The following is a 23,905-nucleotide window of genomic DNA, read 5'->3' as shown; positions in this document are numbered from 1 at the left end:
GCCGGGAACAGCGACCGCTCAGCGGTCGTGTCCCAGGTAGACGGTCTTCGACCACGTGTAGAAGTCGACCGCCGACGGCCCCTGCTCCCGGAACGTGTTGGACGAGGAGTCCTTGACGCCGCCGAACGGCACGTTCAGGTCCAGGCCGGTCGTCGGCCGGTTGACCTTCACCACGCCCGCCTGCGCGTGCGCGGCGAAGTGGTGCGCCAGCGCCAGGTCGCGCGTGCACAGGCCGGCGGTCAGCCCGTACGGCGAGTCGTTGACCAGGGCGAGGCCTTCGTCGTAGCCGTCGGCCGGCAGCACGGCGAGGACCGGGCCGAACACCTCCTGCCGGGCGACGTCGTGGTCGTGGGCGACGTCGACCAGGACCGTCGGGGCGAGGAACGCGCCCTCGGCCGTCCCGCCGAAAGCCACGGACGCGCCCTGGGCCGTGGCGCGCTCGACCGCGGACAGGTCGGTCGCCAGCTGCTGGTCGCTCACCACCGGGCCCATGGTCGCCGCCTCGGCCAGGCCGTCGCCGGGGGAGAACCGGGACGCCTCCTTGACGAGCGCTTCGGTGAACTGCTCCCGGACCCGCGGCGTGCAGTAGACGCGGGAAGTCGCGGTGCAGGCCTGGCCGGTCAGGCCGAACGCGCCCGCGGCGACCACCCGGGCCGCGGCCAGCGGGTCGGCGTCGTCGAGGACCAGGTACGCGTTCTTCCCGCCCATCTCGAGCTGGACGCGGGCCCGGCGGGCCGAGACGACTTCGTGCAACCGCAGCCCCACCCGCGTCGAGCCGGTGAAGGAGATCGCCCGCACCTGCTCGTCCGCGGCGAGAGCCGCGCCGAGCACGGATCCCTTGCCGTGCACGACGTTGAGCACGCCCGGCGGCAGCCCGGCTTCGGTCAGCGCGGCGGCGAGGTGCGTGGCCGACGCCGGGGTCAGCTCGGCGGGTTTGAGCACGACGGTGTTCCCGCTGACCAGTGCGGGCGCGAGCTTCCACGCCGGGATGGCGATGGGGAAGTTCCACGGCGTGATGAGCCCGGCGACGCCGAGCGGCTCGGCGCGGGTGAAGACACTCGTGTCCGGTGTGCCGCTGGGGAAGGCGTCGCCGCCGAGCCGCCAGCCGTGCGAACCGAAGTACCGCAGGACGTCGATGGCCCGCCGGACCTCGCCGCGGGCCTCGCCCAGGGTCTTGCCTTCTTCGCGGACGAGGTCGGCGGCGACGTCTTCGTGGCGTCGGCGCAGGAGGTCCGCGGCGTCGAGCAGGATCGCGCCGCGCGCCGGCGCCGGGGTCACGGCCCAGGCGCGGTGGGCCGCCGAGGCGGCCGCGATCGCGTCCTCCACAGTGGACAGATCGCCGCTCGGGGCCCGCACGGCCACCTCGTCCGGCCGCGCCGGGTTGCGGCGCTCGGTCGTGGGCTCGCCGGTCCATGCTCCGTCGATCAGGTGCCGGACGGTCGTGGTCATGACGCTCCTTCAGAGGGTGGGCACCAGGCCGCCGTCGCAGCGGAGCGCGGTGCCGGTGATGTAGGAAGCCGGTGCGCCGCAGAGGAAAGCGGCCGCCGCGCCGAACTCGGCGGGCTCGCCGTACCGGCCGGCGGGGATGGCGGCCCGCGCGTCGCGGGCGACGTCGGCGACCGGCCGGCCCGCCCGGCGGGCGTTGGCTTCGTCGAGGGTGGCGACGCGGTCGGTCGCGATCCGGCCGGGCAGCAGCAGGTTGACGGTGACGCCGTCCGCGGCGACCTCGGTGGCCAGGGTCTTGAGGTACCCGGCGAGCGCGGCGCGCCCCAGGTTGGACAAGGCGAGGTTCGGCAGCGGCGCGGCGACGCCGCTGGACCCGACGGCGAGGATGCGGCCCCAGCCCCGGTCACGCATCCCGGGCAGCAGCCGCCGCACGAGCTGGACGTGCGGGCGCACCAGCGCGGCGATGGCGGAGTCGGCGTCTTCCACGGTGGTCTCGGCCGCGGTCCCCGGTGGGGGGCCGGGCCCGTTGAGCACCAGGATGTCCACGGGACCGGGCGCGGCGTCGACGAGCCGGTCCGGCCCGTCCTCGCTGGTCAGGTCCACCTCGACGCCGATCGCGCCGGGCAGCTCGGCGGCGATGGCTTTCGCGCGGTCGCCGCGCCGCCCGCTGATGACCACTCGCGCGCCTTCGGCGGCGAGCGCCCGGGCGACGCCTTCGCCGAGCCCGCCGGTCGACGCGCAGACGACCGCGACGCGGCCGGTGAGTCCGAGATCCATCAAGCCTCCACGGCGTCGAGCTGGCGGGCGAGCTGGTCCCGCAGCGGTTCGGGCAGCGGCGCCGCGGGCGGGCGGACGGCCGCGTCGAGGATGAACCCGCGCCGGCGCAGGCACTCCTTGCGGATGGCGAGAGCGATCTTGGCCTGCTGTTCGAAGTTCACCAACGGCAGGTAGGGCAGGAACGCCTTCCGCGCGGCCGGGTAGCCGCCCTCGCGCCACGCGTCGACGCAGGCGAGCAGGCCTTCCGGGTACGAGAAGCCGGTCATCGCGCCCGCGGATCCCGCCGCCAGTTCGTCGAGCAGCCCGAGGCCGCCCAGGCCACCGAACACCGGCACGTCCAGCTTCGCGGTCAGCACGGCGATCGCGGGCGGGGTCGGCGGTGCTTCGGCCTTCACGGCGACGACGCCGGGTGTGTCCGCCAACGCGGCCGCCAGCACCGACGGTCCGATGTGGACACCCGAGACCAGCGGGTAGTCCTGCACGACCAGCCCGGCGCCGGTGGCCTCGTGGACCGCGGTCAGGTGCCGGACCAGAACGTGCGGGTCGGCCGAGTTCACCTGGACCATGACGCCCGCGAGCCGGTCACCCACGACTTCCGCCGCCAGCTCGGCTTCCTCCAGGACCGGCCGTGTCGCCAGGGAGGCCGCCCCGACCACGAGGGGCAGGCCGACCGTGTCCACCACCGTCTCGAGCACGGCCCGGCGCTCGTCAAAAGCCAGGGCCGCGGCCTCGCCGAAGACGCCGAGAACCGTCAGCCCGCTGACCCCGAGACTCTCGTAGTGCTCGACCAGCCGCGCCAGGCTCGGCTCGTCGAGTTCGCCGGTGGACCCGCTGAACGGCGTCGCGACGACGCCCCAGACTCCGGGTGCCAGGCTCATCGGCCCGGCCAAACCGGCGGCCGCTTCTCCTGGAACGCCCGGACGCCTTCGGCGCTGTCCTCGCTGTCGAGCGCGGCCATCAGCGCGGGCAGCCGCGCGGCCCACGCTTCACGGGCGGTCAGGTCGGACGTCCGCTGCACGATCTGCTTGATCGCCCGCAGCGACGTCGGCGCGCAGGCCAGCACGTCGGCGACCCAGCGGTCCACGACGGCGTCCAGCTCACCGGCCGGCGCGACCTCGTTGACCAGGCCCATCGCCTGCATCTCCGCGGCGGGCGCCCGGCGGCCGGTCAGCAGCAGCCCCATGGCCTGGGTGTGGGGAAGGCGCCGGACCAGCTGCGCGACGCCGCCACCGAGCGGGAGGCGGCCCACACGCGGCTCGGTCAGGCCGAACTGCGCGTGTTCGGCGGCGATGACGATGTCGCAGCCCAGCACCATCTCCATGCCGCCGCCGAGGGCGTAGCCGTTGACGCGGGCGATCACCGGGACGTCGAGCGTGGTGCGCAGGCACAGCCCGCCGAACCCGGTCTCCGGCTCGTCGGCCCAGAACTGCAGGCCGGTCTTCCCGATCGCGTTCGCCGACATGTCCGCCCCGACGCAGAACGCGCGCTCGCCGGCCCCGGTCAGGACGACCACCCGGACGTCGGGGTCGTGCTCGATGGCGTCCCAGATCTCCCCGAGCCGGCGCTGGGTGTCCGGCGCGACGGCGTTGAGGACGCCGGGCCGGTCGATCGTCACGCGGGCGACGTGCTTGTCGACCTCGAAGCGGACCTCGTCGGTCATCGCAGGACTCCTGCCGCGGTCAGCGCGGCGATGCGCTCGGCGTCGTAGCCGTGTTCGGCCAGGACTTCGGCGTTGTGCTCGCCGAGCCGCGGCGGCACCCGGCGGACCGACGCCGGCGTCTCCGACAGCCGGATCGGCGCGGCCAGGGCCCGGACCGTCCCGGCGGTCGGGTGCTCCATCTCCAGGACCATCCGGTTGACCGCGGTCTGCTCGTCTTCGAGGGCCTCGGCCAGGCTGTGCACCGGCGCGCACAGGATGTCGACGCCTTCGAGGCGTTTCACCCAGTACTCGGTGGTGTTGGTGGCGAACCGTTCGCGGAAGATCTCCTGCAGCTGCGGCTTGTGCGCGAACTGCTCTTCCAGCGTGGCGTACTCGGGCCGCGCCGAGAGGTCCTCGCTCAGCTCCAGGGCCGTGCAGATGTCGCGCAGCGGGTTCTCCTTGAACGCGCCGACCATGCAGACGGCGCCGTCGGCGGTGGTGAACACCCCGGACAGCGGCATCGCCGCCCAGTTCACCTCGCGGCCGCGGTTGAGCTGCATGCACGCCTCCTGCATCTGCATGTGGAGCATCGAGTCGTACATGTTCACCTCGACCTTCTGCCCCTCGCCGGTGCGCTCGCGGGCCAGCAGCGCGAACAGGACGCCCTGCAGCAGGTGCATGCCGGTGGTGTAGTCGCACAACGTCGTCGGGTACACCGAGAGCGGGACGTCGCCGGACGCCCGCCGCCACATCACGCCCGAGTAGGCCTGCGCGATGACGTCCTGGCCGCCCTTGTGCCGGTACGGGCCCTCCTCGCCGAACCCGGTGCCGGACGCCCAGACGATCCGCGGGTTGCGGGCCCGGCAGTCGTCGTAGCCGAACCCGATCCGCTCCATCACGCCGGAACGGAAGTTGCTGACGACGACGTCCGCGGTGGCGATCAGGTCGGCGATCACCTTCTTGCCGTCCTCGGTCCGGGTGTCGACCGAGACGCTGCGCTTGTTCCGGTTGATGGACAGGAAGATCGGGTTGTCCGCGCCGTCCGGGTCCGGAATGGACGACCGGGACAGGTCACCGACGCCGGGGCGTTCGACCTTGATCACGTCCGCACCGTAGTCGCCGAGCAGCTGCGTGCAGCTCGGTCCCATGTAGACCTGCGTGAAGTCGACGACGGTGACGCCGTCCAGCGGCAGGGACATCAGGCAACCTCCAGTTCCACGGTGGCGTTCGGGGCGGGCACGTCGCCGGGGTCGGCGCCCTGGGCGTGCATCCCGGCTTGGACGAGCTCGGGGTCGACGTCCCGGACGGTGCTCCCGCGGTCGACGGCGATCCCGGCGGCGACGCCGGCCGCCTGGCCCATCGCCATGCACGGCGGGATCTCCCGCGAGATCTTCTGCGCTTCCGGCGTCGCCGAGTAGTGCCGGCCGGCGACGAGCAGCTGGTCGACGTCCCGGGGGAGCAGCGCGCGGTAGGGCGTGTAGTAGTCGCGGCCGCGGGCCACCGAGTCCGGGAAGTGCCGCCGCTGCTGGATGTCGTCCTTGGTGACGACGTATTCCCCCTGCAGCAGCCGGGTCTGGCGCACGCCGATCTGCTCGGCGACGTCCAGCAGGTAGCAGTTCTCGAAGCCGGGCAGTTCGGCCCGGACGTGGTCGAGGACCGCGGAGATGCGAGCCCGGGCGTCGAACTCGGCCGCGGTCAGCGACTCCGGGTCGGCGCCGTCGTAGCCGGTGAGGTGCGGGCAGTTGCACCACACCACGCCCGGCACCGGCGTCTTGAGCCACCACAGTTCCCAGGCGCCGCCGAGCATCCGCTTGACCTTGCGGTTGATCGCGCGGGCCTCGCGCGGGTGCTCCTGCTCGAAGCGTTCCGCGGCGGCCGTGTCGATGCCGCCGAGCCGGAAGACGAGCGTCACGAGGTAGCTGTCGTGGGAGTAGGCGGCGCCCGCGCGGGAGGCGACGTCGATGTCGCCGGTGGTGTCGATGACGACGTCGCCGAGGACGGCCTGCGGCCCGGACTTCGTCTCGCAGACGACCCCGCGCAGGACGCCGTCGTCGACGACCGGCCGCGAGAACCAGCTGTGCAGCCGCAGGTGCACGCCGGCCTGGCGGACGAGGTCGTTCGACACCCGCTTCCAGCCGTCGGGGTCGAAGGCGACGGCGTAGCAGATCGGCTTGGGGGAGGCGTGCGAGTGGAAGTCGAAGGCGCCCCAGCGGCTCCAGCGCCGCCACATCTCCGGCGAGGAGATCCGGTCGGCCTCCGGCGGGAACACCGCCAGGCCCATCCGGTGCATCCGCTCGACGTACTCGGCGACGATGCCGCGCACCGACACCTCGGGGCCGTTGACCATGTCGTCGAGCACCAGCACCATGCCGCCCGAGGCGAGCCCGCCGAGCGCGGCGTAGCGCTCGAGCAGGGTCACCGAGGCGCCGGTCCGGGCGGCGGCGACGGCGGCGCTGACGCCCGCCGGCCCGCCGCCGACCACGACGACGTCGCTGCGCCGCACCACCGGGGCCGTCAGGTCCTCTGTGGACACCGCGAGGTCCGCCAGGTTCATCCGATACTCCTCATTCGCCACGGTAGGTTCCGGTGCGGCGCAGGGCCGCGAGGTAGAGCACCACGCTGATCAGGCACAGCACGGCGGTGTAGGCCGGGAACATCCAGGGGGCGCCGTACTGGCCCAGCCACACCAGCAGGTAGGACGCCGTGCCGCCGAACAGCGCGACCCCGATGCCGTAGCCGAGGCCGACGCCGGTGGCGCGGCAGGGGACGGGCAGCAGCGTCGTGCTGACCACGTTGTAGAGCGTCATGTTGAGCACCAGCACGAGCCCGCCGCCGAGCAACACGGCGCTGAACCCGCCGAGCCCGGGGCCGGCGTAGAGCAGCATCAGGAACACCGACGGCACGGCCAGCAGCCGCGTGACGACGAACGTGCGGGAGAGCTTCTTGCGGTCGGCCAGCATCCCGGTGAAGATCGAGCCGACGACGAGGATCACGCCCAGCGCCGAGGTGACGGCGAAGACGCTCGTCGCGTTCTCCTTGTACGTGCTGCGCGCCAGGCTCGGCAGGCCGACGTTCCACGCGTAGTTGTACGCCTGCGCGGCGCCGACCACGAAGACCATCGCCAGCAGCGCCAGCCAGTGCTTGCCGATGCCGCGCCAGACAGCACGGTTGTCCGCGGCCGGCCGGGTTTCCTGTTCGGTGTTCAGGCTTTCCGGCAGGTTCCGTCGCATGTAGACGATCACGACGCCGAGCACGGCCCCGGCCGCCATCGGGATCCGCCAGCCCCAGTCCTGCATGGCCGGGCCGCCGATCGCCGCGCTCGTCGCGAAACTGATCAGGGACGCGGCGAGGATGCCGGTGTTGACGAACACGCTCATGACGCCGGCGGCGCGGCCTTCGCGCCCTTCGGCGGTGAGCTCGACCGCGTACGCAGTCGCAAGCGGACCTTCGACACCGGTCGAAATCCCTTGCACCACGCGGCAAAGAAGCAGGATCACCCCGGCCCACACGCCGAGGGTGCGGTAGCCGGGCAGGATGGCGATGACCGCGGTGGCCGCCGCCATCGCGGCGACGGACCCGAGCATCACGCGGCGCCGGCCGAACCGGTCGGCGACCATCCCGAGCAGCACGCCGCCGAGCGGCCGGAAGACGAACCCGACGGCGAACACGGCCAGCGCGCTCAGCGTCGCGGCGACGGGGTCGGAGTTGGGGAAGAACTCGGGGCCGAGGAAGGCCGACAGCAGGCCGAAGATCTGCCAGTCGTACCACTCGAGGGTGCCGCCCAGGCCGAGGGCGACAAGGGGCCGTCGCGCGGCGAAGGTTCTGACGTCGTCGGATTGACGGGTCGACAAAGAAGCCATGGTTTCCGCCTCGCGGGAAAGTGGCTGATAAAGGGGAGGGAGGAGACGCCGCTACGAGGAGCGACCGGTGATCACCAGGTGGGGGGCGTGATCACCCAGACGGCGACGCAGGTTTCGTCGCCGGAGTTGACGTACCAGTGGGGGATGGTGGACGCGTAGCGGATCGAGTCGCCGGCCTCGAGGTGGTGCCGGACGCCGTCGAGGTACACGTCCTTGGCGCCGGAGAGGATGAGCCCGAACTCCTCGCCGTTGTGCCGGTAGGGGGTTTCGCTGCTGTCGTAGCCGGGCGGGGTCTCCACCCAGGTGGCCTCGAGTGCCCCGTTGAGGTCGGGGGTGAGCAGTTCGTACAGCCCGCCGTCGCCCTCGGCGAGCCCGTGCCCGTCGATCCGGCGGCGTTCGAACTTCCGGACCACGGGCGAGCGGTGGTCGTCGCCGTCGAACAGGCGGCCCACGGAGATGCCGAGCCCGTGGGCGAGCTGCACCATGGTCGAGAAGGACGGGTTCGCCTTCCCGCGCTCCACCTGGCTGACGATGCCGGTCGAGACGCCGGAGAGTTCACTGAGGCGTTCGACGGTGAGCCCGCGTTCCTTGCGCATGGTGCGGATCTTCGCCCCGATGGCGGTCAGCATGGAGGCGGTGGGGAGCCCGTTGCCTTCTTCCGCTGACACCATCGCCGACCCTTCAGTTTCGTGATGTGAATGTCAGCATAATGACGGTCTTCACTGAGTCAAGGGTTTCGTTCAACTTGTTGAAGACGAATGAGCGGCCGTACTGCGGACTCGCCCGCCGAACGAGAGCCGGCTCAGCCGTGGGCGGTGATCGCGGCCTCGGCCGTCGGGTAGGTGACGAAGAATTCCGCCAGCCCGGTCAGCTCGAACGTCCGCGTGATCCGGGCGGGGACTGCCACCAGGGCGACCTCCGCGTTCGCCGCCTGGGCCGCGTTCCGGGCCGCGATGAGCGCCGAAATCCCGCTGGAGTCGCAAAAGGTCACCCCGGCCAGGTCGACCACCAGCAGCTGGCCCGCGTCCAGGGTGAGCTCGCCGATCCGGGTGCGGAGCTGGGGCGCGGTGGCCACGTCGAGCTCCCCGCGGACGGTCAGGACCGGGCCGCTGCCCGCCGAAGCGGTCGAAGTGGAAAACGGGCTCGTCACAGTTGATCGCCTCCGCGCAGTGGGGACCGCCAGCCTCTCTTCCCGGCCGGTGACGAGCACGCCGTGCATGCTCACCGCCACATCCTGCCACTCGCGCCGCGGTGGCGTCGGGTGACCGTCGCTACGGCGCCCTTGCCGACGAGGCGCGGCGGGCAGGGCAGGTCGGGTCCCGTCCGTAGTGTTACGTGCTGCAATTGTTGGCGGAAGCCACGTTATGGGCGGTCCAGGGCGATGCAGCGGTCCGGCGAATCCGGCGCCAGGCGTGAAATGCGCAGCTCGCGGCGCCCGGCTAGAGTCCGGCCATGGGACTGAGCATCCGCAACCAGCTCGCGGGGACGGTCGCGGCCGTCACACCGGGCGAGGTGATGGCGACCGTCAAGGCACGCCTGTCCGGCGGGCAGGAGATCACCGCCGCCGTCACCCGGGAAGCCGTCGAGGACCTCGGCCTCGCCGAAGGCGCCGCCGTGCGCGCGCTGATCAAGTCGACCGAGGTGTCGCTGGCCACCGGGCCGGTCGAGGGGATCAGCATCCGCAACCAGCTGCCGGGCCGGGTCACGGCCGTCGCGACCGGCGGTGCGATGGCGACGGTGAAGGTCGCCGTGGACGGCGGTGAGCTCACCGCCTCGATCACCCGGGAAGCCGTCACCGAGCTGGGCCTCGAAGCGGGCTCGCCGGTCGTCGCCCTGGTCAAGTCCACGGAGATCTCGCTGGCGACCGGCTGAAACAGCCGCGCCTGCGGTGCTTTGGCGCGAATCGTGCCGCAGTTGCGTCCGAGCTGTGCCTGATCGGTGGATGTGCGCGGCCGTGGGGCCGACTTAGCGTGGACGCATGGAGCCCGCCCGCGACCAGCACGTCCTGCCGCCGGCCGGGGCGCTGCTCGTCACCGGGACGGGGTGTGCGTCGCGGCTGATCGACGTCGGTGACCTGCGGGCCCGCCCGCAGATCCGGCTCGACGTCGAGTACGTGACCCGCCGCAAGCGGGAACGGCACGAGGTGCACGGCGTGCACCTCTACGACGTGCTCGCCGAAGGGCCGCTGCCGCTGGACCCGCGGCACAAGATGTCCGGGCTGACCGTCGTCGTGGTGGCGGTGGCCGAGGACGGGTTCCGGGTGGTGCTCTCGCTGGCGGAGATCGATCCCGAGTTCGGCCACTGCGCGGCCCTGCTCGCCACCCGGTACAACGGCGAGGTCCTGCCGCGCCCGACGCTCGTGATGCCGAGCGACCTGCGGGCCAGCCGCTACGTGCGCGGGCTGGCCGAGCTGAGCCTGCTGACCGTCGCCCCGCGGCCCGGCGGATAACCCGGGGCGGACCGGGTTCCTGTCCGGGTGCTCTGCGCGGCACGATGGTGGGCGAATTGCCCGGTACCTATCTTTTGTCCTGTCCGACGAAAGTCGGTACCGCGGGGTCCGGGCCGCGGCTCACCCTCGGGCGCACCCCGGCGCGGCCATCCCTCGCGCCGGCCGTCCCCGTGAAAGCGAGTCAACGGCATGCGCACACCACACCCGCTCGCCCGTTTCGCCACCACACTGGCCGTCGCCGCGGCGGCCGCCGGATTCCTGTCCGTCCCCGCCGGCGCCGCGACCGTCGAGGGCTACTCGCCCGAGGTGCAGGCCGACGTCGTCGCCTCCCTGATGGCCGACGCCGGGATCGGCGAGTCCGCCGCGGTCGCCCTGCTGCAGACCCAGGCCGCCGGCGTCGAGACCCTGCACCGGGTCACCGGCGCCCTCGGCACCCGGGCCGCCGACGGCTACCTCGACGCGGCCGCGAAGCCGGTCGTCAACGTGCTCGACCAGGCCGCCGCCGACCAGGTGACCGCCGCCGGCGGACAGGCCCGGCTCGTGAAGAACTCCAGCGCGGCCCTCGCCGGCGCGCAGCACGCCCTGCAGGCGCTGCCCGCCGTGGCGCACACGGCGATCGGCCTCGACCCGAAGACCAACCAGGTCGTGCTGACCGTGGCCGACGCGGCCAAGGGGACCGATGCCCTGCTGACGGCCGCCGCGTCGCTCGGCGACCGCGTCCGGGTGGAACGCGTCGCCGGCGAGATGCACACGGCGATCTACAACGGCGAAGCCATCACCGGCGGCGGGGTCCGCTGCTCGGTCGGCTTCAACACCCAGCGCGGCGGCCAGAACTACATCGTCGACGCCGGCCACTGCACCCGCGCGGTGTCGACGTGGAACGTCGGGCCGTCGCAGGGTTCGAGCTTCCCGGGCAACGACTACGGGCTGATCCGCAACACCACCGGCAGCGCGCCCGGGGCGGTCACCCTGTGGAACGGCTCGACGCAGCGGATCAGCTCCGCCGGCACCGCGACGGTCGGCCAGCGGATCAGCAAGAGCGGCAGCACCACGCACCTCACCTCGGGCTCGGTCACGCGGACGAACGTGACCGTGAACTACGCCGAAGGCTCGGTGTCCCAGCTGATCCAGACCGACGCGCTGGTCAACCCCGGCGACTCGGGCGGCTGCCTGTTCGCGGGCAGCGTCGGGCTGGGCATCACGTCCGGCAAGGGCAGCGGGACGTCGTTCTTCCAGCCGGTCGGCGAGGCGCTGAGCGCGTACGGCGTCAGCTTGACCTAGTCGCGGCGGCCGCGGCCGAACGCCATCCGGTAGATCACCAGGATGATCAGTGCGCCGAGGACCGCCAGACCCCAGGTGCGCAGGTCGAAGAAGGTGCCGAGGTCGGTGTGGAACAGGGTCTTGCCGACCCAGCCGCCGACGAAGGCGCCGCCGATCCCGAGCAGGATCGTGATGATGCAGCCACCCGGGTCCTTGCCCGGCATGAGGGCCTTCGCGATCAAGCCCGCGATGAGCCCGAGCACGATCCAGCTGATGACGCCCACGGTGCCTCCGTCCGCCTGTCTTCCCGACCGCAAGAGGATGGCAGGCGGACGGCCGCTCGGCGCGCCGAGCCACGCCGACGTGACCGGATTCTCAGCCGCGGAGCGACCGGTAGCCCGAGCAGAGGACGCGCAGCCAGACGATCTCGCCGTCCCGCGCGGTGTAGTAGGCCTGCTGCTCGACCAGGTGGTCCACGTCGTCGCGGCGGACCCGCAGCCGGTAGGCGACGTGCCGGCAGCCCGCCACCCGGCCGGTGCGCACCGAGCACAGCTCGACGATCCGGTGGCCGGGGCCGAACCACTGGCCCAGGACGATGTCGTCGACGATCTCCGCGGCGTCCGAGGCCGTCCAGTGCCGGCCCGGGGTGAGGGCGGCGAAGTCGACGTCGCCGGCCAGCACCGCCTTCAGCGCGGCGGCGTCCCGGACGGCGAGCGCGCGGGCGAACCGTTCGCCTTCGGTGGTCATGGCTTCAGTAGCTGAACGTCGTGACGGGCTCGTCGCCGATCCACTCCCACATCGGCACCGTGCCGCCGAGGGAGGCGTTCGCGACCAGGCCGTCGTCGGCGAGGTGGCGGGCGGTGAAGCAGATCGGGCAGACGAGGAAGCGCCCGCCCGCGGCTTCGTAGCGCTTGACCAGTTCGGCCAGGGGCGGGCAGCCTTCGCACGCCGTGGCCTGGGCGAAGCCGTCGAGCGCGAGCCGGACGGCCTCCTTGGTGAGGAACATCAGGGTCGCGCGGTGCTGTTCGGCGGCACCGACCGCGACGAGGAACGCGACGGTGACCTTTTCCGGGTCTTCGAGTCCGGTGGTGAGGCTGACGACGGCGCGGGTGGGCATGGCGGGCTCCTTTCGGCCGGAGTCAGCCTCGCCCGGCCGGGCCGCCCGCGCATGGGGCGGATGCCTCATCTTCCGGGCAGGCCGGTGATGCCGTGCTCGAGGGCGAACAGCCCGGCACCGGTCCGGTTGGACACCCCGGCCTTGGCGTAGATGTGCTCGACGTGGTTGCGGACGGTCTTCTCGCTGATCGACAGCGACCGCGCGATCTCCCGGTTCGAACCGCCGCCCGCCAGCAGGCGCAGGACCTCGACCTCGCGGCCGGTCAGCCCGGCGGGGTAGGCGGTGCGGCGGCGCGCGTGCCCGGCGGCGAGCACGACGGCGTCGACGGCCTCGGCGTCCAACCGGGACTCCCGCGCCTGCTGCCGGAGGATCTCGGCGGCGTCGACGTCGTCGCGGGCCAGCAAGTGCGGCCGTGGTTCGCGCAGCGCGTGGTAGACGTCGGCGGCGGCGAGCAGCCGGGCGTGCGGGGCCAGCGCCGCGCCTGCCGCGCCGAGCGGGTAGCCGGAGCCGTCGAGCCGCTCGTGGTGCGCCGCCGCGACGACGGCGACCTGCTCCAGACCGCTTACCCGGCGCAGGATCCGGCCGGTCAGGTAGGGGTGCAGGCGCACGCGTTCCCATTCGGCTTCGGACAGCGGGCCGGGCTTTTCCCAGATGGTGTTGGGCACGCCCATCCGGCCGAGGTCGTGCACCAGCCCGGCCCGCCGGACGAGCCGGACGTCCGGCTCGGGCAGCCCGGCGTGACGCGCTGCCTCGGCGGCGAGGTCCGCGACCCCGCGCGAGTGCCCGAGGGCGAACGGGCACTTGAGGTCGGCGAAGTCGCCGATCGCGGTGAGCAGGTCGTCCAGTTCGGACCCGGTGAGCGTCCGGTCGCGGTCGGGGGCCTGCTCGAGGGCGGCCGTCCAGACGTCGGCCTCGAGCAGGCCGTCGAGGATTTCCGGTGCGGCACCGGCGAAAGCGGCGACGACGGCGGGGTCGAACCGGCTGCCGCCGCGGGCTTCGGCCATCGCGACGGCGGCGCCGCTCCCGCCGCGCCGCAGGTACACCTCGGCGACTTCGGCGAGGTGCACCACGCGCACCTCGATCGGCAGCCGGTCGCCGCGGACTCCGGCGGGCAGGCCGCTGCCGTCCCAGCGTTCGAAGGTGCCGGCGAGCGCGGTGCCGACGGCCGCGTCCAGCCCCAGCCGGTGGGCGAGCTGCCCGGCCGAGGCGCAGTGGGAGTGGATCAGCTCGGCCATGCGGCCGCGGGCCCTGGCGAGGAACGCGGCGGCCACCACCCCACGGGCGACGGGCCCCCGGTCACGCCCGGCGTGCGAGGCGAGCAGGCGCAGGAAGGGCAGGCCGGTCCAGTCGACGCGGTAGGTGGCGGCGCGGAACGCGAGGTCGTCCCCGAACCACGCGGCCAGCTCGTGGGAGTCGGCGTGGCAGCCGATCCAGGCGACGAGGGTGGCGTAGTAGGTCGTCCCGCGCTGCCGTTCGTCGAGGCCGAGCCGCCCGGCGAGCCGCGTCGCGATCACCGCGGAGCGCAGCATGTGCTCCATCGGCTGCCCGAGTCCGAGATCGATGGCGAGCGACAGCGCGGCCAGCACCTCGGCCCGCCGCGGCCCACCCGGCTCGACGGCCATGGTCACCGCCTCTCGCGCGCCCCTGCGCGTCACTCTACGACTGCTCCTTCCGGGCGACCATCGGTAACGGCGCGGTAGCTCTCGGGGACTGACTTCACGGTTACCCCGACGAAGCGGAGGCCGTGGATGAAGGTCGACCTGTTCACCGAGATCCAGAACCCTCGGCCCTGGCCCGAAGGGCACGAGCAGGTCCGGTTCCGGCAGGCGATCGAACAGGCCGTCCTCGCCGACGAGCTCGGCTACGGGTGCTGGTGGCAGGTCGAGCACCACGGTGCGGGGGAGTTCAGCCTGTCGTCCGCGCCCGAGCTGATGCTGGCCGCGCTTTCCCAGCGGACCAGCCGGATCCGGCTCGGGCACGCCGCGGTGCTCGCGCCGGGGCGGTTCAACCACCCGATCCGCGTCGCCGAGCGGGCCGCGACGCTCGACCACCTCAGTGGTGGCCGGGTGGAGCTGGGCCTGACGCGGTCGACCATCCCCGAGTGGCGGCTGTTCGGCATCGAGCCCGACGAGGCCAGGGCCCAGACGCAGCAGGCGTTCGAAATGGTGCCGAAGATGTGGACGGCCGAGGCGTTCTCCTACGAGAGCGACGCCTACCGCGTCGACGGCGTCCCGATCGGGCCGAAGCCGCTGCAGAAGCCGCACCCGCCGCTGTGGCAGGCGGCCGCGAGCCCGGCGTCGTTCGAAGAGGCCGGCCGCCGCGGGGTCGGCGTGCTGGGCACGACGATGTGGGAGTCGCTGGAGCGCGCCGGGCGGCTGGTCGAGCTGTACCGGGCCGCGGCCGGGCGGTGCACGTCACCGGTCGGGGCGTTCGTGAACAACCAGGTGGGGTTCTTCACGTTCGTCCACTGCGCGGGCACCGACGAGGAAGCGATGCGCAACGGCGCCGCAGCGGCCGCGGCCTGGTACACGGTGACGGCCCTGACGTTCTTCGAAGCGGCGACGGAGTTCGTCCGCGTCAACGCCCGCAACGAGGAGCTGAAGCGGGCGCCGGGCCTCACGGGCGACTTCCTGCGCGGCGAGGCCTCGAACACGCCGTCGGAGGCGAACCTCCTCATCGCCAGCGTCCTGCAGGGCGAGCAGGTCGCGGACGACGAGGTGTTCGAGGTGCTGAGCGCGCAGGACTCCCTGATCGTGGGCAGCCCGGAGACGTGCCGCAAGAAGCTGCGCGCGTACGCGAACCTGGGCATCGACCGGATGATGTGCCTCCAGCAGATCGGCGGCATCCCGCACGAAAAGGTGCTGAAGAGCATCCGCCTGATCGGGGAGCTGATCCCCGACCTGGCGTGATCCCGCTCGAGTCACGCGGTGAAGCCGCCGTCCACGGGGAGGACCACTCCGGTCAGGTGGCCGGCCCGGTCGCTCAGCAGGAACGCCGCCGCCGAGCCGACTTCCTCGCCCGTGCCCGCTTTGCGCAACGGCGTTGCCGCGATCCGGGCTTCCACGCCGCCCGGGATGGTGCGGCGCAGCTCGTCCAGCATCGGTGTCTCCGTCGGGCCCGGGGCGATCACGTTCACCCGGATCCCCTGCGGGCCGAAGTCGTGGGCGGCGGTGCGCGTCAAGCCGATCACCGCGTGCTTCGTCGCCTGGTACGCGCCCATTCCCGAACTGCCGCGCACGCCGCCGATGCTGCTCACGTTCACGATCGACCCGGGGCCCGTCATCGCGCGGACCTCGGCGCGCAGGCACAGCCACGTGCCCTTCACGTTCACCGCCATGATCCGGTCGAAGTCCGCTTCGGACACCGAGTCGAGCCGGCCGCTGCCACCCATCGCCGCGTTGTTGAACGCGCCGTCCAGGCGGCCGAAGCGGGCGACCGTCGCCGCCACGAACGCGTCCACATCGGACGCCGAGGCGACGTCGCCGGTCGTGTAGGCGACGTCGTGGCCGGACAGCTCGGCGGCCAGCTTCGCCAAGGGCTCTTCGTGCCGGGCCACCAGCATCACCGACGCGCCGTCCGCGGCGAACACCCGCGCCGCGTCGGCCCCGATCCCCGAACTGGCCCCGACGACCAGGACCACCTTGCCGGTCAGCAGACTCATGCGTTTCCTCCCCGCAGGCCCAGCATCGCCCGGGCCTCGGCCGGGGTCGCGATCGGCTTGCCCAGATCCTCCACCACGGCCCGGATCTTCCGGACCTGCTGCGCGTTCGTCTCCGCCAGACGGCCCTTCCCGAGCCACAGGCTGTCCTCGAGGCCCACCCGGACGTGCCCGCCGAGCCACGCGCTGTGCGTGCCGAAGCTCATCTGGTCGCGGCCGGCGGCGAACGCCGAGAACGCGTAGTCGGCACCGAACAGCTTGTCCGCGATCCGCACCATGTGCTCCAGGTTCGCGTGGTCGGCGCCGATCCCGCCCAGGACGCCGAACACGCCCTGGATCAGCAACGGCGGTTTCGCCAGCCCGAGCTCGGCGAAGTACGCCAGGGAGTACAGGTGCCCGATGTCGTAGCACTCGTATTCGAACCGCGTCCCGGCCTCACCGAGCGTCCGCAGCGTGTGCTCGATCTTGTCGAAGGTGTTCACGAACGGCTTCGAGTAGGTGTTGAGCACGTACGGCTTTTCCCAGTCGTGCCGCCACTCCGTCACCTTGTCCGCGATGCCGGAGTAGACGAAGTTCATCGAGCCCATGTTCAGCGAGGCGAGCTCGGGCCGCAGCCGGTACGCCGCGGCGAGCCGTTCGTCCATCGTCATCGACGACGCGCCGCCGGTGGTGATGTTGATGACGGCGTCGGCCTCGGCGGTGATCCGCCCGACGATCTTCTCGAACACCTCCGGGTCGGGTGTCGGCCGCCCGTCCGGTTCGCGGGCGTGGAGGTGGACGATGGCCGACCCGGCTGCGATGGCCTCCAACGCCGCGTCGGCGACTTCGTCGGCGGACAGCGGCAGGTACGGGCTCTGGGACGGGATGTTCACCGAGCCCGTAATGGCGGTGGTGATGATGACTTTCTCGGCCGTGCGCATCAATCCTCCTGTGGTGCGAGCGCCCGGTAGGCGTCGAGCTTCGCGTCGTCGAGCGGGCCGACCAGCGTCAACGCCACCTGCGTGGCGCCGGCGTCGTACTGCGCTTGCACGGCTTCACGGACTTGCGAAGGCGTGCCGCACGCGACGAGCGCGTCGAGCAGGCGGTCGGACCCCGGCGGCGCGAGGTCGGCGTCGGTGAACCCGAGCCGCTTCAGCTTCGCGATCTGGTGGGGGAGGGTCAGGTAGTAGGCGAGCCGCTCCCGGGCCACGTCGCGTGCCGACGCCCGGTCCCGGCCCACTACCGCCCATTGGACGACCGAGAGGACCAGGTCCCCGATCGTTTCGCGGGCCCAGCGCGTGTGCTCCGGCGTGACGAGGAACGTGATCAGCCCGTCGGCGCGCTCGGCCGCCAGCCTCGTGATCCCGGCCGAGTACGCGCCGAGCACCCGCGGCACCCCGGGGGCCACCTTGTCCACGCCGTCGAGGTAGTCGCGCAGGAACGGCAGCGGTCCGACCCCGCGTTCGCGGACCGCGCCGCTGACCCCGAGCCCCAGCACGTACCGGCCGGGGTAGCCGGCGGCCAGGTCCCGCGCCGCCGACCCCGCCGACTTCGGCACGCGCTCGAGCGCCCGCGCGACGCCGTTCCCGACGATGATCCGGTCCGTGGCCGCCAGGACCAGCGCGGCGGTGGTGAACGCCTCTCTGCCGTTGACCTCGGGGATCCAGACCATGCGGTGGCCGAACTCCTCCAGCGAGCGCACGAACCGCACCGCGCCGTCGTGGTCGAGCTGGTCCAGCTCGCCGATCGACAACGCGGTGCGGGGCAGGGAAAGCGTCATGCCGTCGCGTCCCGGAACGCCCGGACCAGGCCGCGCGCGGCTTCGGCCAGCATCGTCGTGTCGTTGCTGAGCAGGACGAAGTCGCAGCCGTCCCGCACGGCCTGGGCAGCCCGGTCCGGCACGCCGCCGAACGCGAGCCCGCAGCGCTTCCCGGCGTCGTGCGCCGCGGCCACGGCCGACGCGATCAGGTCGAGCACCTCGGGCGACGCCGGCGTGCTGCCCATCGACATCGACAGGTCCGCCGCCCCGACGAACACCGCGTCCACGGTGTCCAGGGCCAGCATCTCCGGTGCCGCCTTGATCGCCTCGACGCTTTCCAGCTGTGGGATGCAGAGGACGTCGTCGTTGCCCGTCGCCAGGTAGGCGGCGTTCGGGCGCAGGCCCCAGGCACCCGCGCGGCTGGTGCCGCCGGCGCCGCGGACGCCGTGCGGCGGGAACCGGCACGCCCGCCCGACCGCGGCCGCCTCCTCGACGGTGTCGACGTGCGGTACGAGGATGCCCATGGCTCCGGCGTCGAGGATCTTCTGGATCGTCGACGGCGTCTTGTCCGGCACCCGCACGATCGGCGTCATGCCGAGCGCGGCGGCGGTGGTGATCAGCCGGTACGCCGTCACCAGGTCGAGGGGCGCGTGCTCGAGGTCGACGACGACGAAGTCGAACCCGGCGAAGGCCATGATCTCGGCGGGCTCGGTCGAGGCGATCTTCAGCCAGGTGCCCACGGGCGTGGCTTCGCGGGTGAACAGCCCGCCTCCGGTCCGCCCGCTCACGGCTGTGCCACCGGTGGCTCCGCCCCGGGCCGGGGGCCCTGCCACCCGGGGCCCCCGGAAGGCGGCATCGGGTAGTCGCCGGCGTTCAGGACCCAGCCGGGCTTCTCCGAGAAGTCCACCCGCGGCGGGCTGAAGATGTCGATCAGCTGGTTCACGCCGGGATCGCTCGCCGCGGACGTGTGCACGGTCGGCGGCGGGATGACCGTCACCGAAGGGCTGCCGATCCGGACGTGCTCGTCCTCGCGCCAGGTGGTGCTGTCGGGCAGCCACGGCGTGCGGATGTGGTGGACGTACTCTCCCCGCACGGCAAGGGAAAGCTGTTCGAAGTCGTCGTGGTGGTGCGGCGAGAGCTTGCGCGGGTCGCGCGGACCGTCCTGCAGGGGCAGGAAGTTCACCATGAACGACCGGGTCCGGAAGATCCGCCCGAACCGCTTCGGGTCCTGCGGGACGTCGGCGAGCGGGTAGCACCGGACACGTTCTTCGGCGGGCGCGGGCCACCGCTGCAGCAGCGCGACGCGCGGGTGGTCCTGCGCGTAGGCGTCCGCGTTCGTCACCTTGTCCCGCCACGCGGCTTCGGTCGCCTCGACGAGCCGCACGAGCGGGCCGTCGCCGTGGACGCTGATCCGCGACGCGCCGGGCGGGACGACGACGAGCCCCGGCGAGTCCACTTTGGTCGCCCCGTCGCCGGTCAGCACGGTGAAGGCGGGGGAGGCGTCGGTGACGATGATCGCCAGCTCGCCGTCGAGGGTGCCGTTGTCGAGGTCGTCGCCTTCGCGGGCATCGGTGTGGATCAGGATGACGTTCTGCGCCCGGACCACCGGGTTTTCGCGCAGGTCCAGGTACTGGGCGGCGGCGATGCCGTCGCCGCTGTCGGGGCGCGCCGCGGTGGCCAGCGACGAGCGGGGGTCGTCCTTTTCGTACACGGGGAGGCGTCCTTTCAGTCGTCGAGGTTCAGCAGGTAGCCGGGGTTGTCGCGGACCATCCGCCGCAGGTCCTTCTCCGGCAGGCCGAGGTCGAGCAGCGCTTCGCCGACGCGCAGCCACGCGTCGACCGGCTTGGGGTTGGCCTTCTGACCGAAGTCCGACGCCAGCACGGTGTGCTCCGGCCCGAGGGTCTCGATCCAGGTCAGCAGCTGCTTCGGGTCCCACTTCTGCGTGCCTTCGGGGTCGTACATGCCGACCTCGTGCTCGACGAACGCGCCGAGCTCGATCAGTTCGCGGCACAGCGCCGGGTCGGCGCCGATGACGAAGTCCGGGTGGCTGACGGCCATCCGCGTGATGCCGCGCTCCTTGGCCGCCTGGAACAGCGTGCGGATGTACTCGGGGTACATGTGCCCGCCGTTGACGACGGCCCCCTGCTCCTTGATCTCGTCGAGGATCTCGCCGGCCTCGGGCTTGAGGTTCCCGTTCTCGTCGACGATGTCGATGCGCTCCAGGGTCAGGGGCACGGTGGTGGTCGGGAACGCGCCGTCCTCGGGGTGGCAGTCGATGTGCCGGCCGGAGGAGATGGTCGGGAACCAGACGACCTTGCCGCCCATGCGCAGGCACATGCGCACGGCGTGCACGTTCAGCCCGCCGACCGTGCTGTTCAGCGCGATGCCGCCGAAGGCCTGCGCCTTGACGTCCGCGAGACGGCCCTTCATCGCGAGGATGTCCATCTGGGTGTTGTGGTGGTGGGACTTCGCGACCATGGCGCGCATCCCGATGCGGGCGCCGTCCTGCGCGGCTTCGACGTGGTCGAAGCGCCGGGGGAACGGGCTCGGGCCGGAGTGGACGTGCATGTCGGCCAAGCCGTCCAGGACGGTGGCGATCGCGGGGCGCGGGCTCATGAGCAGCCTTTCCGTTCACATTATGAAGTCAAAGTTCACTATAGGACCGCGTGTCAACCCTGTGACCGCTCTTGTGTATCCGGGTAGCCCTATTTAGAGTGGCTTCTGTTCACTTGGTGAACATTCAGTTCGAAGAGGCTGAGCCAACTCCGGAGGACGCCGATGTCCACACCGCCCAGCGCCGCAGAGGCGTCCGCTCGTCCCGGCACCCCGCACGGCCCGGACATGGCCAAGGTCCGGGCCGCGGTCCGCGGGGGGACCCTCGCCTACTTCGTCGACCAGTTCGACATCTACCTGCCGATCGTCGTGCTGGCGCCGGCGACGGTGTACTTCCAGGCGGCGAACCTCAGCGCGAGCACGACCGCGGTGCTGGCGTCCCTGGTGTTCGCCTCCACGCTGATCGGCCGCCCGCTCGGCGCGATCATCTTCGGCCACTTCGCCGACACCGTCGGGCGCAAGCGCACGACGCTGGTCGCGGTCGGCGGCTTCGGCGTCATCACGCTGCTGACCGCGTGCCTGCCCGGGCACGAGACGATCGGGACGTGGTCGGTCGGCATCCTCATCGCCCTGCGGTTCGTCGACGGGATCTTCCTCGGCGGCGAGTACACGACCGCCGTGCCACTGGCGATGGAGTGGAGCCCGAAGCACAAACGCGGTCTGTACGCCTCGATCATCACGTCGACCTCGCCCGCCGCGTACGCGGTGATCGCCGCGATCACGCTGCTGATGCTGCAGCTGCTGCCTTCGGCCGGCCTGCACAGCGCGTACGTCCAGTGGGGCTGGCGGATCCCGTTCTTCGTCGGCGCGCTGCTGGCCGCGGTGCTGTTCCGCTACTACCTCAAGCAGGTCCACGAGCCCCCGGCCGAGCTGACCGGGGAGAAGCACAAGCTGCCGTTCCTCCGCCTGCTGAAGAAGTACCCGCGGGCGCTCGGCCAGGTGTTCGTCCTGATGACCGGCACGTGGCTCGCGACCAACATGGAAGCCGCCGTGACACCGGCGCAGCTCAAGGCCCACCTGGACCTCTCGAGCAAAGAGGTCACGCTGACCATGCTCGTGATCAACGCGGCCGCCGCGCTGTCCTACCCGGTGTTCGGGGTGCTGTCGCAGCGGATCGGGCGCCGCCGGTTCTACATCGGCTACGGCTTCTCGATGGTCGTGATCGGCGCGGGCTCGTACACACTGCTGATGGCTTCGAACGGCGGTTTCGGCGCGGCACTCGGCTTCGGCGTGCTGATCGGCGTGTTCACCGTCGGCACCTTCGGCCCGATCGCCGCGTACCTCACCGAGCGGTTCCCGGCGAGCATCCGGTCGACCGGGTACGGCGTCGGCTACAGCCTCGCGCTGATCGCGCCCGCGTTCTACCAGTTCTACCTGCAGCGCTTCGACGGCGTCCTGCCCGCGCACCTGGCGCCGGCCGTCCTGATCGTCCTGGCCGGCCTGCTGATCAGCCTCGGCGGGTTCCTCGGCCCGGAGACGAAGGACGTCGACATGGCCGACGACAGCACGATCCCGGCGCTGTCCTGAATGGACGTCGGCGGGCTGGCGGCCGCGAACCCGGTGTGGGCCGGCTCGTCCGAGCTGACCATGACCCTGGAAGGGATCGTCGCGTGCGTCGACGCGGGGGCCGGGGCCGTGGTGGCGAAGTCGGTCAACGAGAGCGCCGCGGCCCGGCGTCAGCTCGACATCGCGGACTACGCGTTCGTCGCGGCCGACGGCCGGGTGCGGCCGCCGGGCTCGGGTGCGCCGGGCGACGGCCTGCTCAACCGCTCCGGGCTCGCGGCCGTGGACCTCGACGACTGGCTTTCCGTGCTGGCCGCCGGGGTCGCGCACGGCCGCGCCCGGGGCTGCCCGGTGCTCGGCAGCATCACCCTCGGCGACCCGGCCGCGGCGGCGCGGATCGGGCGGGCGCTGGCGTCGGTCGTCCCGGCGGTCGAGCTGAACATCGGGGCGCCCCACGGCCGTGAGGCACGTGCGGTGCGGCAGCTGACCGAAGTGGACGGTGTGCGCGACGCGGTCCGAGCGGTGCGGGAGGCCGTTGACGTCCCCCTGTTCGTGAAGCTGCCGGGCCAGGCGTCGGACGTCGTCGCGCTGGCCCGGGCGGCGCGCTCGGCGGGGGCGGACGCGGTCGGGCTGGTCGGCCGCTACCCGGGCTTCCTGCCCGACCTCGACGGCGGCGCCGTGCTCGGCTCGTGGGGCGCGTGGAGCTCACCGGGTTGCCTCCCGATGAGCCTTTACTGGGTGAGCAAGGCTTTCCGGCAGCTCGACGTGCCCCTGATCGGCACCAACGGCGCCCGCACGGTGCACGACGTCCTGCGGTTCCTCGCCTCCGGCGCGCGGGCCGTCGAAGTCGTCACGGCGTTGTGGCTCGGCGGCCCGGCGGTCCTGCGCGAACTGGTCGACGGCGTTTCCGGGGTCGGCGAAGACTTCGTCGGCAGTGCGCTGGCCGGCGCGCGCGAGTACGCCGACGTCCCACCGCCGCCGTCGCCGGCGTGGCTGCCCTACACCGCGCGCTGGACGTCGTCGGGCCGGTAGTGCCCGCCCAGCTCGTGGGTGAGCTCGCGTGCGGTGTCGACCACGACCCGCACCTCGGGCGAGTCGTCGCCCATCGACAACGTGTTGTCCGGGCCCACGATCGCCATCGACGCGCAGATGCCGTACTCGTCGAAGACCGGCGCGGCGACCGCGACGATGCCGGGCGTGCTCATCGCCGAGCAGTGACCGAGCGCGCGGACGCGGTCGACGTCCGCGCGCAGCTCGTCGCGCGCGGTGCCGGACAGGGTGCCGATCAGGCGTTCCATCGACAGCTGGTCGGCGTGGTAGGCGAGGAAGACCTTGCTCTGCGCGGTGTCCAGCGGCAGGTGGCTGCCGACCCGCACGGACACGATGACGATCGTCGAGGGGTTTTCCTCGACCCGCGACACCACCGGGCCGGTGAGCCCCCACAGGCTGAGCACGACGCTGGTCTGCGTGGCGCGCGAGAGCGCCTGCATGTGCCGCGGCGCGAGGTTGACGACGCGGCGGTGGCCGATGGCGAACGCGCCGAGCTGCAGCAGCAGCCCGCCGGGCACGTACCCGCCGTCCGCGCTGCGTTCGAGGAGCCCGGCCGCGACCAGGGACGTGCAGTACCGGTACGCGGTGGTGCGGTTGAGCCCGAGCCGCTCGGCTACCTCGGCCGCCGTCACCTCCGGCGTGGCCGGGTCGAACAGCGACAGGATCTGGCTGACCCGGCTCACCGCCTGGATGTCGGCCTGGTCGGCACGGGCGTCCGGGGACCGCGTCGGTTTGGTCACGGTGGCCTCCGCCGGGAGTCTGGAACGGCTGTTCACTTCGTGAACACAGGCTACC

26 protein-coding genes are annotated in these 23,905 nt (G+C 72.3%); 6 read left to right on the top strand and 20 right to left on the bottom strand.

The window, feature by feature from the left end; genetic code table 11:
- Positions 1–18: 18 nt before the first annotated feature.
- The 9 genes from ACYVLJ_RS34120 to ACYVLJ_RS34080 form a co-directional block, all read right to left on the bottom strand.
- Positions 19–1,449 carry an aldehyde dehydrogenase family protein gene (locus ACYVLJ_RS34120; protein ID WP_460441758.1) on the bottom strand — a complete coding sequence of 477 codons (1,431 nt, stop codon included), beginning with the start codon at positions 1,447–1,449 and terminating at the stop codon, positions 19–21.
- Positions 1,450–1,458: 9 nt separating this feature from the next.
- Positions 1,459–2,223, bottom strand: a complete 765-nt coding sequence (locus ACYVLJ_RS34115) for a Rossmann-fold NAD(P)-binding domain-containing protein (RefSeq protein ID WP_460441757.1) — start codon at positions 2,221–2,223, stop codon at positions 1,459–1,461.
- A complete protein-coding gene (locus ACYVLJ_RS34110) occupies positions 2,223–3,101 on the bottom strand; it encodes a dihydrodipicolinate synthase family protein (RefSeq protein ID WP_460441756.1) in 879 nt (292 codons plus the stop codon). Before ACYVLJ_RS34110 ends, ACYVLJ_RS34115 begins: the two co-directional genes overlap by 1 nt.
- Entirely contained in the window at positions 3,098–3,883 is a 786-nt protein-coding gene (locus ACYVLJ_RS34105; protein WP_460441755.1) for a Clp protease/crotonase-like domain-containing protein, read from the bottom strand. Before ACYVLJ_RS34105 ends, ACYVLJ_RS34110 begins: the two co-directional genes overlap by 4 nt.
- Positions 3,880–5,061, bottom strand: a complete 1,182-nt coding sequence (locus tag ACYVLJ_RS34100; protein ID WP_460441754.1) for a CaiB/BaiF CoA transferase family protein — start codon at positions 5,059–5,061, stop codon at positions 3,880–3,882. The genes ACYVLJ_RS34105 and ACYVLJ_RS34100 overlap by 4 nt, the downstream gene beginning before the upstream one ends.
- Positions 5,061–6,416 (bottom strand): FAD-dependent oxidoreductase, encoded by a 1,356-nt coding sequence (locus ACYVLJ_RS34095; RefSeq protein ID WP_460441753.1) that lies wholly within the window; start codon positions 6,414–6,416, stop codon positions 5,061–5,063. Before ACYVLJ_RS34095 ends, ACYVLJ_RS34100 begins: the two co-directional genes overlap by 1 nt.
- Positions 6,417–6,426: 10 nt before the next feature.
- Positions 6,427–7,722, bottom strand: a complete 1,296-nt coding sequence (locus ACYVLJ_RS34090; RefSeq protein WP_451985239.1) for an MFS transporter — start codon at positions 7,720–7,722, stop codon at positions 6,427–6,429.
- Between the two features lie 71 nt (positions 7,723–7,793).
- Positions 7,794–8,393 (bottom strand): helix-turn-helix domain-containing protein, encoded by a 600-nt coding sequence (locus tag ACYVLJ_RS34085; protein WP_451985241.1) that lies wholly within the window; start codon positions 8,391–8,393, stop codon positions 7,794–7,796.
- A 131-nt stretch (positions 8,394–8,524) separates the two neighbouring features.
- A complete protein-coding gene (locus tag ACYVLJ_RS34080; RefSeq protein WP_451985243.1) occupies positions 8,525–8,872 on the bottom strand; it encodes an STAS domain-containing protein in 348 nt (115 codons plus the stop codon).
- Positions 8,873–9,174: 302 nt separating this feature from the next.
- On the opposite strand from ACYVLJ_RS34080, the gene ACYVLJ_RS34075 reads away from it, so the two are divergent.
- The 3 genes from ACYVLJ_RS34075 (at position 9,175) to ACYVLJ_RS34065 (ending at position 11,452) form a co-directional block, all read left to right on the top strand.
- Entirely contained in the window at positions 9,175–9,594 is a 420-nt protein-coding gene (locus ACYVLJ_RS34075; RefSeq protein WP_451985245.1) for a TOBE domain-containing protein, read from the top strand.
- A gap of 106 nt (positions 9,595–9,700) precedes the next feature.
- The gene (locus ACYVLJ_RS34070; protein ID WP_451985247.1) at positions 9,701–10,171 is read left to right on the top strand and encodes a molybdopterin-binding protein; all 471 of its coding nucleotides are present in this window, start codon (positions 9,701–9,703) and stop codon (positions 10,169–10,171) included.
- A 189-nt stretch (positions 10,172–10,360) separates the two neighbouring features.
- Complete coding sequence (locus ACYVLJ_RS34065) at positions 10,361–11,452, top strand: S1 family peptidase (RefSeq protein WP_460441752.1); 1,092 nt, start codon at positions 10,361–10,363, stop codon at positions 11,450–11,452.
- Here ACYVLJ_RS34065 and ACYVLJ_RS34060 read toward each other — a convergent pair.
- The 4 genes from ACYVLJ_RS34060 to ACYVLJ_RS34045 form a co-directional block, all read right to left on the bottom strand.
- Positions 11,449–11,715: a GlsB/YeaQ/YmgE family stress response membrane protein gene (locus ACYVLJ_RS34060; RefSeq protein ID WP_451985251.1), complete on the bottom strand. Its 267-nt coding sequence runs from the start codon at positions 11,713–11,715 to the stop codon at positions 11,449–11,451. The genes ACYVLJ_RS34065 and ACYVLJ_RS34060 overlap by 4 nt on opposite strands.
- Positions 11,716–11,806: 91 nt before the next feature.
- Complete coding sequence (locus ACYVLJ_RS34055; RefSeq protein WP_460441751.1) at positions 11,807–12,178, bottom strand: hypothetical protein; 372 nt, start codon at positions 12,176–12,178, stop codon at positions 11,807–11,809.
- A 4-nt stretch (positions 12,179–12,182) separates the two neighbouring features.
- The gene (locus tag ACYVLJ_RS34050) at positions 12,183–12,548 is read right to left on the bottom strand and encodes a DsrE family protein (protein ID WP_451985255.1); all 366 of its coding nucleotides are present in this window, start codon (positions 12,546–12,548) and stop codon (positions 12,183–12,185) included.
- A 65-nt stretch (positions 12,549–12,613) separates the two neighbouring features.
- Positions 12,614–14,203 (bottom strand): HD domain-containing phosphohydrolase, encoded by a 1,590-nt coding sequence (locus ACYVLJ_RS34045; protein WP_460441750.1) that lies wholly within the window; start codon positions 14,201–14,203, stop codon positions 12,614–12,616.
- 93 nt (positions 14,204–14,296) lie between these two features.
- Here ACYVLJ_RS34045 and ACYVLJ_RS34040 point away from each other — a divergent pair, with 93 nt between their 5' ends.
- Entirely contained in the window at positions 14,297–15,457 is a 1,161-nt protein-coding gene (locus tag ACYVLJ_RS34040) for an LLM class flavin-dependent oxidoreductase (RefSeq protein WP_460441749.1), read from the top strand.
- 11 nt (positions 15,458–15,468) lie between these two features.
- On the opposite strand, the gene ACYVLJ_RS34035 is transcribed toward ACYVLJ_RS34040, so the two are convergent.
- From ACYVLJ_RS34035 to ACYVLJ_RS34010, 6 genes are read right to left on the bottom strand one after another with little or no spacing between them, the layout of a single operon-like run.
- A complete protein-coding gene (locus ACYVLJ_RS34035) occupies positions 15,469–16,209 on the bottom strand; it encodes an SDR family NAD(P)-dependent oxidoreductase (RefSeq protein ID WP_451985261.1) in 741 nt (246 codons plus the stop codon).
- Entirely contained in the window at positions 16,206–17,126 is a 921-nt protein-coding gene (locus ACYVLJ_RS34030) for a beta-keto acid cleavage family enzyme (RefSeq protein ID WP_460441748.1), read from the bottom strand. The genes ACYVLJ_RS34035 and ACYVLJ_RS34030 overlap by 4 nt, the downstream gene beginning before the upstream one ends.
- Positions 17,126–17,965: an LLM class oxidoreductase gene (locus ACYVLJ_RS34025; protein WP_460441747.1), complete on the bottom strand. Its 840-nt coding sequence runs from the start codon at positions 17,963–17,965 to the stop codon at positions 17,126–17,128. The genes ACYVLJ_RS34030 and ACYVLJ_RS34025 overlap by 1 nt, the downstream gene beginning before the upstream one ends.
- The gene (locus ACYVLJ_RS34020) at positions 17,962–18,732 is read right to left on the bottom strand and encodes an HpcH/HpaI aldolase family protein (protein WP_451985267.1); all 771 of its coding nucleotides are present in this window, start codon (positions 18,730–18,732) and stop codon (positions 17,962–17,964) included. The genes ACYVLJ_RS34025 and ACYVLJ_RS34020 overlap by 4 nt, the downstream gene beginning before the upstream one ends.
- Positions 18,729–19,655, bottom strand: a complete 927-nt coding sequence (locus ACYVLJ_RS34015) for a cupin domain-containing protein (RefSeq protein WP_460441746.1) — start codon at positions 19,653–19,655, stop codon at positions 18,729–18,731. Before ACYVLJ_RS34015 ends, ACYVLJ_RS34020 begins: the two co-directional genes overlap by 4 nt.
- 14 nt (positions 19,656–19,669) lie before the next feature.
- A complete protein-coding gene (locus ACYVLJ_RS34010) occupies positions 19,670–20,560 on the bottom strand; it encodes a DUF6282 family protein (RefSeq protein ID WP_460441745.1) in 891 nt (296 codons plus the stop codon).
- 162 nt (positions 20,561–20,722) lie between these two features.
- Between ACYVLJ_RS34010 and ACYVLJ_RS34005 the strand changes: the two genes are divergently transcribed.
- Both ACYVLJ_RS34005 and ACYVLJ_RS34000 read left to right on the top strand, forming a co-directional pair.
- Entirely contained in the window at positions 20,723–22,084 is a 1,362-nt protein-coding gene (locus ACYVLJ_RS34005) for an MFS transporter (protein ID WP_460441744.1), read from the top strand.
- Positions 22,085–23,092 (top strand): hypothetical protein, encoded by a 1,008-nt coding sequence (locus ACYVLJ_RS34000; RefSeq protein WP_460441743.1) that lies wholly within the window; start codon positions 22,085–22,087, stop codon positions 23,090–23,092.
- Here the strand turns inward: ACYVLJ_RS34000 and ACYVLJ_RS33995 are convergent.
- On the bottom strand, positions 23,059–23,850 hold the full coding sequence (locus ACYVLJ_RS33995; RefSeq protein WP_451985277.1) for an IclR family transcriptional regulator: 792 nt from the start codon (positions 23,848–23,850) through the stop codon (positions 23,059–23,061). The two genes, ACYVLJ_RS34000 and ACYVLJ_RS33995, sit on opposite strands and share 34 nt — an antisense overlap.
- Between the last annotated feature and the right edge of the window lie 55 nt (positions 23,851–23,905).

This window comes from Amycolatopsis stemonae (assembly GCF_054781455.1).
The sequence above is the reverse complement of the archived record's forward strand: the minus strand, read 5'-3'. Positions and strand labels throughout refer to the sequence as shown.